This window comes from Streptomyces canarius (genome assembly GCF_014650735.1).
Classification (GTDB): domain Bacteria; phylum Actinomycetota; class Actinomycetes; order Streptomycetales; family Streptomycetaceae; genus Streptomyces; species Streptomyces olivaceoviridis.
In genome coordinates, this window is record NZ_BMVN01000004.1 from 425,543 (window position 1) to 432,789 (window position 7,247).

General features: G+C 67.2%; 8 protein-coding genes. 1 reads left to right on the plus strand and 7 read right to left on the minus strand.

Translation table 11 applies throughout. The annotated features are described in order from the left end of the window. Window positions 1-5: 5 nt before the first annotated feature. From qcrB to ctaE, 4 genes are all read right to left on the minus strand, one after another. Window positions 6-1,643 (minus strand): cytochrome bc1 complex cytochrome b subunit, encoded by a 1,638-nt coding sequence (gene qcrB / locus IE294_RS08895; RefSeq protein WP_189884067.1) that lies wholly within the window; start codon window positions 1,641-1,643, stop codon window positions 6-8. Further along, a complete protein-coding gene (gene qcrA, locus IE294_RS08900) occupies window positions 1,640-2,698 on the minus strand; it encodes a cytochrome bc1 complex Rieske iron-sulfur subunit (RefSeq protein WP_189884069.1) in 1,059 nt (352 codons plus the stop codon). Before qcrA ends, qcrB begins: the two co-directional genes overlap by 4 nt. Then, a complete protein-coding gene (gene qcrC, locus IE294_RS08905) occupies window positions 2,695-3,507 on the minus strand; it encodes a cytochrome bc1 complex diheme cytochrome c subunit (RefSeq protein ID WP_189815698.1) in 813 nt (270 codons plus the stop codon). Before qcrC ends, qcrA begins: the two co-directional genes overlap by 4 nt. A gap of 62 nt (window positions 3,508-3,569) precedes the next feature. Further along, on the minus strand, window positions 3,570-4,190 hold the full coding sequence (ctaE, locus tag IE294_RS08910; RefSeq protein ID WP_014672235.1) for an aa3-type cytochrome oxidase subunit III: 621 nt from the start codon (window positions 4,188-4,190) through the stop codon (window positions 3,570-3,572). 166 nt (window positions 4,191-4,356) lie between these two features. On the opposite strand from ctaE, the gene IE294_RS08915 reads away from it, so the two are divergent. Continuing rightward, window positions 4,357-4,758 carry a response regulator gene (locus tag IE294_RS08915; protein WP_189884071.1) on the plus strand — a complete coding sequence of 134 codons (402 nt, stop codon included), beginning with the start codon at window positions 4,357-4,359 and terminating at the stop codon, window positions 4,756-4,758. Window positions 4,759-4,832: 74 nt separating this feature from the next. Here the strand turns inward: IE294_RS08915 and IE294_RS08920 are convergent, their stop codons facing one another. The 3 genes from IE294_RS08920 to IE294_RS08930 form a co-directional block, all read right to left on the minus strand. Then, window positions 4,833-6,095 carry a L,D-transpeptidase gene (locus IE294_RS08920; protein ID WP_189884073.1) on the minus strand — a complete coding sequence of 421 codons (1,263 nt, stop codon included), beginning with the start codon at window positions 6,093-6,095 and terminating at the stop codon, window positions 4,833-4,835. A gap of 183 nt (window positions 6,096-6,278) precedes the next feature. Then, window positions 6,279-6,677: a cytochrome c oxidase subunit 4 gene (locus IE294_RS08925; protein ID WP_189884075.1), complete on the minus strand. Its 399-nt coding sequence runs from the start codon at window positions 6,675-6,677 to the stop codon at window positions 6,279-6,281. Next, window positions 6,674-7,247 (minus strand): cbb3-type cytochrome c oxidase subunit I (locus tag IE294_RS08930; protein WP_189884077.1); only part of this gene is annotated, 574 nt, incomplete at its 5' end. The genes IE294_RS08930 and IE294_RS08925, both read right to left, overlap by 4 nt.

The following is a 7,247-nucleotide window of genomic DNA, read 5'->3' on the forward strand; positions in this document are numbered from 1 at the left end:
GGGGATCAGTGGTGGCCGTGGCCGCTCGTGATCTCCTTGTACTCCTCGACGGTCGGCTTCGGGATCTGGTTGTCCTCGCCGAAGTAGGCGTTGGACAGCTTCGCCCGCAGCTTCTGAGAGGCCGGGACCTTGCGCTCGACACCGTTCTCGTCGACCGTCGGACCGATCTCGGCCGGCTGGTACTGGTCGTGCGAGGTGAGCGTGTGCAGCTGCTCCTGGCTGAGCGGCTCGTGCACCTCGATGAACTCACCGTGCGGCAGTCGCTTGATGATGCCGGTCTCGCGGCCGTGCAGCACCTTGTCGCGGTCGCGGCGCTGGAGACCCAGGCAGATCCGCTTGGTGGCGATGAAGGCGAGGACCGGACCCACGAAGTAGGCGATCCGGACGAACCAGGTGACCGCGTTGATCGACAGGTGGAAGTGCGTGGCGAAGATGTCGTTGCCGCCACCGATCAGCATCACGAAGTACACGGTCAGCCAGGCGACACCGAACGCCGTACGGGTCGGGGCGTTGCGCGGGCGGTCCAGGATGTGGTGCTCGCGCTTGTCGCCGGTGACCCAGGCCTCGATGAACGGGTACACCGCGATCGCGCCGAGGATCACGCCGAACAGCATCAGCGGGATGAACACGCCCAGGACCAGCGTGTGGCCCCAGAAGTTGATCTCCCAGCCCGGCATGGCGCGGATCAGGCCCTCGGCCATACCCATGTACCAGTCCGGCTGGGCGCCGGTGGACACCTGGTCCGGACGGTAGGGGCCGATGGCCCAGATCGGGTTGATCTGCGCGACGGCCGCGAGGGCCGCGAGCGCACCGAAGACCAGGAAGAAGAAGCCGCCGGCCTTCGCCATGTACACCGGCAGCAGCGGCATGCCGACGACGTTCTTGTTCGTCTTGCCGGGACCCGCGAACTGCGTGTGCTTGTGGTAGAAGACCAGGATCAGGTGGCCCACCACCAGGCCCAGCATGATGCCCGGCAGCAGCAGGATGTGGATCGAGTAGAAGCGGGCCACGAAGTCGCCGCCCGGGAACTCGCCGCCGAAGAGGAAGAACGAGATGTACGTGCCGACGATCGGCACGGACAGGATCGCGCCCTCCATGAAGCGGACACCGGTGCCGGAGAGCAGGTCGTCCGGGAGCGAGTAACCGGTGAAACCGGTGAACATGCCCAGGACGAACAGCAGGAAGCCGAAGAGCCAGTTGACCTCGCGCGGCTTGCGGAACGCGCCGGTGAAGAACACGCGCATCATGTGCACGAACATGCCGGCGATGAAGACGACCGCGCCCCAGTGGTGGATCTGCCGGATGAGCAGACCACCGCGCACGTCGAAGGAGATGTGCAGGGTCGAGCTGAACGCCTCGGACATCAGCTGTCCCTGGAGCGGGACGTAGGAGCCGTGGTACTCCACCTCGTTCATCGACGGGTGGAAGAACAGCGTCAGGTAGACACCCGTCAGGATGATGATGATGAAGCTGTAGAGGCAGACCTCACCCAACATGAACGACCAGTGGTCGGGGAAGATCTTGCGCATGTTGGCCTTGGCGAGGGAGTAGATCCCGAGCCGGCCGTCGGCCCAGTCGGCGAGACGCTCGCCGGCCGGTGCCTTCCCGCGCGGGCGGGAGGTCTCGTTCGCTGAAGTACTCATCCGCGCTCCCAGAATGCAGGACCGACGGGCTCCTCGAAGTCGCCGAGCGCCTGGAGGTAACCCTCACTGTCCACACCGATGCGCAGCTGCGGCAGGGCGTGGCCGGCGGGACCGAAGATCACTCGGGCGCCGTCGGAGAGGTCGAAGGTGGACTGGTGGCACGGGCACAGCACGTGGTGCGTCTGCTGCTCGTACAGGGAGATCGGGCAGCCGACGTGGGTGCAGATCTTCGAGTAGGCGACGATGCCCTCGTGCGACCACTCCAGCTCGCGCTTGTCCTTGATGTTGCCCGGCTGGAGCCGGACGATCATCAGGGCGGCCTTGGCGATCTCCGTCTGGAACTCCTCGGAGTGCTCCTCCAGGCCGTCCGGCTTGGCGAAGGTGAGCGAGCCGACGACGACGTCCTCGGGACGCAGCGGCTGGTTCGTGTTCATGTTGACCAGGCGCTTGCCCTTGGCCCACATGGTGTGGCGGAGCTTGGTCCCCGGCGCCGGGCCGAGACCGCCGAGCAGCATGACACCGGAGAGCGGCACCAGGGCCAGCGCGCCGAACATCGTGTTGCGGATCAGCTTGCGGCGGCCGAGCGCCGACTCCTTGGCACCCTGGCGGAAGTCCGCGTGGACCTTCGCCCGGACGTCGGAGGGAGCCTCGATCGCGTGCCGGTCGTCGGCGATCTCCTCGTCGGACATCAGGGTGCGGGCCCAGTGGACCGCGCCCGCGCCGATGCAGAACAGCGCCACACCGAGGGTCAGGCCGAGCGCGAAGTTCATCGCGCTGATGTGCCCGATCGGGAAGACGAAGATCTGCTTGTCGTTCGGGATGGCCAGGTACGCGACGATGAAGCCGATGGTGGCCAGCATCGACACCGTGAACAGCAGGGCCACCACGCGCTCGGACCGCTTGGCGGCCCGCTCGTCGATGTCCTGGATCCGGTGCTCGTGCGGCGGCAGCCCCGGGTCCGCGAACGGGTTCTCCTCGTCCGCGATCCCTACCGCGCCGTGCGCGTGGTCCTGCTCAGCGGGCAGGTTCTCTTCTGGAATGTCTTGGCTACTCATGACTTCTTGGCCTTTGCGGTCCGAGCGGCGACCCAGACGGCGACCACGATGAGCGTGCCGAGGCCGAAGATCCAGCCGAACAGACCCTCACTGACCGGCCCGAGGCCGCCCAGCTCCAGACCACCCGGGTTCTCGGTCTTGTCGCCGTTGACCGCGTTGAGGTACGCGATGATGTCCTTCTTGTTCTTCTCCGACAGCGTGGTGTCGGGGAAGGACGGCATGTTCTGCGGGCCCGTCTGCATGGCCTCGTAGATGTGCTTCGGAGCGACACCCTCCAGGTCCGGCGCGAACTTGCCCTTGGTCAGGGCACCGCCCTTGCCGGTGAAGTTGTGGCACTGCGCGCAGTTGGTGCGGAACAGCTCGCCACCCTTGGCGATGTCCGCGCCCGCGGGGCCGTACTGCTGCTTCGTGGGCACACTCGGGCCGGCGCCCAGCGAGGCGACGTACGCGGCGAGCTGGTCGATCTGGGCCTGCGAGTAGATGTTCTTCTTGCGCGGGACCTGGGCGCCCTGCGAGGTGGCGGCGGGCATACGGCCGGTGCCGACCTGGAAGTCGACGGCCGCGGCGCCCACGCCGACGAGGCTCGGGCCGTCGGAGGAGCCCTGGCCACCGGTGCCGTGGCAGCTGGCGCAGCCGACCTCGTAGAGCTTCTTGCCCTCCTTGATGGTCAGGGACTGGGAGGTTTCATCGGCCTGCGCCTTGCCCGCGGGCGCGAACGCGGCGTAGAGCCCCCCAGTGGCCGCCAGCGCGAGGAGTAGGACGACGACCGCCGCCAGCGGATGGCGTCGTCGTACGGAGAGCTTTTTCACGGATTACCCCGGTGTCAGGATCTTCTGCGTCGGTGCTTCTGGATGTGCGGGAGCGGTCCCGGCTACTTGATCAGGTAGATCGTGGCGAAGAGGCCGATCCAGACGACATCGACGAAGTGCCAGTAGTAGGACACGACGATGGCGGCGGTCGCCTGCTCGTGAGTGAACCTCTTGGCCATGTAGGTGCGGCCGAGGACCAGCAGGAAGGCGATGAGACCACCCGTCACGTGCAGGCCGTGGAAGCCGGTGGTCAGGTAGAACACCGAGCCGTACGGGTCGGAGGACAGCGAGATGCCGTCCTTCTTCACCAGCTCCGTGTACTCGTAGATCTGACCGCCGATGAAGATCGCACCCATGATGAAGGTGAGGATGAACCAGCCACGGAGCTTCTTCACATCGCCGCGCTCGGCCGCGAACACGCCGAGCTGGCAGGTGAGGGAGGAGAGCACCAGGATCGTGGTGTTCGTGGCGGAGAAGGGCACGTTGAGTGCCTCCGCCATCTCCTTCCAGTGAGCTGGTCCGGTCACCGACCGGAGGGTGAAGTACATCGCGAAGAGGGCCGCGAAGAACATCAGCTCGGAACTCAGCCAGATGATGGTTCCGACGCTGGTGAGGTTCGGCCGGTTGACCGACGGGTGCGCGTGCCCGGTTTCTACTGTCGTTGCTGTCGCCACGACCGACATTATGTCGGTCGCTTATCTCGCGCTCACTCCGGGGGGTGCCGTTCGGAGTGTTGCCACCCGCCGGACCGGTGTTGACGTGGTGTTCACGGGGACGATGGCGGGAGTAACATCCGCCGGAACGGGCCTGCCCGTCCTGTCCGTACGACGCTGACGTCTCGGAGGAACAATGCAGCCGACCGCCACGGTGCTGGTCTACAGCGACGACTCCAACACCCGCGAGCAAGTACGGCTGGCCGCCGGGCGTCGGCCGGCGCCCGACGTCCCCCTCGTCGAGTTCGTGGAGTGTGCGACTCCGCAGGCGGTGCTGCGGGAGCTGGACAAGGGCGGCATCGACGTCTGCGTGCTCGACGGCGAGGCCGTGCCGATGGGCGGCATGGGGGTGTGCCGGCAGATCAAGGACGAGGTGTTCAACTGTCCGCCGGTGCTGCTGCTCATGGGACGGCCGCAGGACGCGTGGCTGGCCACGTGGAGCCGGGCCGACGCGGCGGTCACCCTGCCGGTGGATCCGATGGAGTTCGCCTCCTCCCTGGCCTCTCTGCTGCGTCAGCGGCGCCTGGTGGGCGCCTAGCGGGGCGGGGCGCCGGGTTCGTGGGCGAGTGCGGGCCGGTGGGTCCTCCTCGCGCCGTTCCCCGCGCCCCTTCATCACGCCGCCGCCGGCTGGACGCGTAGCGCGTCCCCCGGGGCCGGGCCGTCCGGTTTGCCGTTGAAGAGGGCGCTGCCCTGGCGCCACTTCTGCCAGTCGACGTTCCAGTCGCCGAAGCCGTTGCCGAAGGGTTCCATGTCGTCGCCGTTGGAATTGACGACCTTGACGATGTCGCCCTCGCGGACGGTGTCGAAGAACCACTCGGCGTTGGACGTGCTCATCCCGGTGCAGCCGTGGCTGACGTTGGCGTACCCCTGCGAGCCCACCGACCAGGGGGCGGCGTGGACGTACTCGCCGGACCAGGTGACCCGGGTGGCGTAGTAGACCGGCAGGTCGTAGGAGTCGGCGCTGCCCTCGGCGATGCCGACCGTGGTGCCGCGCATGCGTACGAAGTACTGCTTGGCCAGGACGACCTTGACGCCGTTGCGGGTCTCGAAGCCGGGCTTGCCCGTCGTGATGGGGATCTGGTTGATCTCCTGGCCGTTCTTGTAGACCGTCATCTGGTGCGTGGCGGCGTCCGTGAGGGCCTCGATCCTGTCACCCGTGGTGATCTTCAGCGGCTTGGCCGTGCCGCCCCACAGCCGGTCGCCGATCTTGACGCCCTCCAGGTTGCTGTGCACCTGGATGGTGGCGTGAGCGGGCCAGTACTCCTTGGGCCGGTAGTGGAGTTCCTTGTTGTCAACCCAGTGCCAGGCACCCTGCACGGCCGGCGCGGAGTCCACCCGGAGGGCCTGTTCCACGACGGCGCGCTGTGCCTTGTCCTTGATCTCGTGGTCGAGCTGGGCCGTGATCGGCTGGCCGACGCCGTAGGTGCCCTTCTCCGGCCCGAACGTGACGTTCAGGCGCTGCTTGGTGGTCGGCTGGCTGGTGTCGAACGTGAAGACCTTGCGGCCGGGCGCGCCGTCCTCGTCCTCGGTGCTCACCGTGACCGTGTAGTGGGCGTTGGCGGCCAGCGGGGAGGTGCTGTGCCAGCGGCTGCCGTCGGCGGCGAGTTCGCCCGCCACATGGCGCCCTGTGGAGTCCTGGGCGGTGACGTCCGTGATACGGCCCTCGTCGCCGTCGGCGGTCACCTCCAGGGGCTTGTCCGGGTCGGCCCGCTTCCCCGCTTCGGTGGGGCCGTTGAAGGAGATCTGGCCCGCTGCGTCGTACGGCTTGGCCGACAAGGGGTTGCCGTCCGAACCGCAAGCGGTGACGCCCGCGCCGAGGGCGGTCACCAGCAGCGTGCAGCTGACGACGGTGCGGGTCCGCGGAGTGTGGTTCATATGATCACGCTATGAGATGAAGGGCTCACCGGCATGGCAGGTAACTCGTACGAGCGAACGACACTGCGCCAGAAGGAGGACACCGCGGAGGGGGCGCGCAGGACACGCCGGAGCAGCCGGAAACGCCGGGAGCCCGGACCCTCCTGATGGGGGGTCCGGGCTCCCGGAGTACTGCCGCGCGTTCTACTGGGTGCGGTTCTCACCGTGGTAGTACTCGAACACCCAGCCGAAGAGGCCGACCACGATGAACGGGGCGGCGAAGTAGATCAGCCACCAGCCGATCGCGATGCTGAGGAAGGCGACGGCGCCGCCGAAGCCCAGCATGAGCGGCTGCCAGCTGTGCGGGCTGAAGAAGCCCAGCTCGCCCGCGTCGTCCGCGACGTCGGCCTCCTTGTCGTCCTGGGCGCCCGCGTCGACCCGCCGGGCCGTGAAGCCCAGGTAGAAGCCGATCATGACGCTCAGACCGAAGGCCAGGAAGAGCGCGGTGGTACCGGCCGGCTCCTTCGACCACACGCCATACACGATGGCCATGATCAGGATGAAGACGCTCAGCCAGATGAACATCCGTCCCTGGATCTTCACTTGCCGGCCTCCTTGCTGCCCGCGACGACGGTGCCGTGACCGGCGTGCTCAAGCTGTTCGAGCGCGGCGATCTCAGGGTGGTGCAGGTCGAACGCCGGGGATTCGCTGCGGATCCGCGGCAGGGTCACGAAGTTGTGCCGGGGCGGCGGGCAGGACGTCGCCCACTCCAGCGAGCGGCCGTAGCCCCACGGGTCGTCCACGCCGACCGGCTTGCCGTACTTGGCCGTCTTCCAGACGTTGTAGAGGAACGGCAGGATCGACAGGCCGAGCAGGAAGGAGCTGATGGTCGACACCGTGTTCAGCGCGGTGAAGCCGTCGGCGGCCAGGTAGTCGGCGTACCGGCGCGGCATGCCCTCGGCGCCCAGCCAGTGCTGGACCAGGAAGGTGCCGTGGAAGCCGATGAACAGCGTCCAGAAGGTGATCTTGCCGAGACGCTCGTCAAGCATCTTGCCGGTCCACTTCGGCCACCAGAAGTGGAAGCCGGAGAACATCGCGAAGACGACCGTACCGAAGACGACGTAGTGGAAGTGGGCCACCACGAAGTACGAGTCGGAGACGTGGAAGTCCATG

Bases quoted from the DNA above. Each gene is read 5' to 3' on its own strand.
- qcrB (WP_189884067.1), bottom strand. From the start codon at position 1,643: ATGAGTACTTCAGCGAACGAGACCTCCCGCCCGCGCGGGAAGGCACCG.
- qcrA (WP_189884069.1), bottom strand. From the start codon at position 2,698: ATGAGTAGCCAAGACATTCCAGAAGAGAACCTGCCCGCTGAGCAGGAC.
- ctaE (WP_014672235.1), bottom strand. From the start codon at position 4,190: ATGTCGGTCGTGGCGACAGCAACGACAGTAGAAACCGGGCACGCGCAC.
- IE294_RS08915 (WP_189884071.1), top strand. From the start codon at position 4,357: ATGCAGCCGACCGCCACGGTGCTGGTCTACAGCGACGACTCCAACACC.
- IE294_RS08920 (WP_189884073.1), bottom strand. From the start codon at position 6,095: ATGAACCACACTCCGCGGACCCGCACCGTCGTCAGCTGCACGCTGCTG.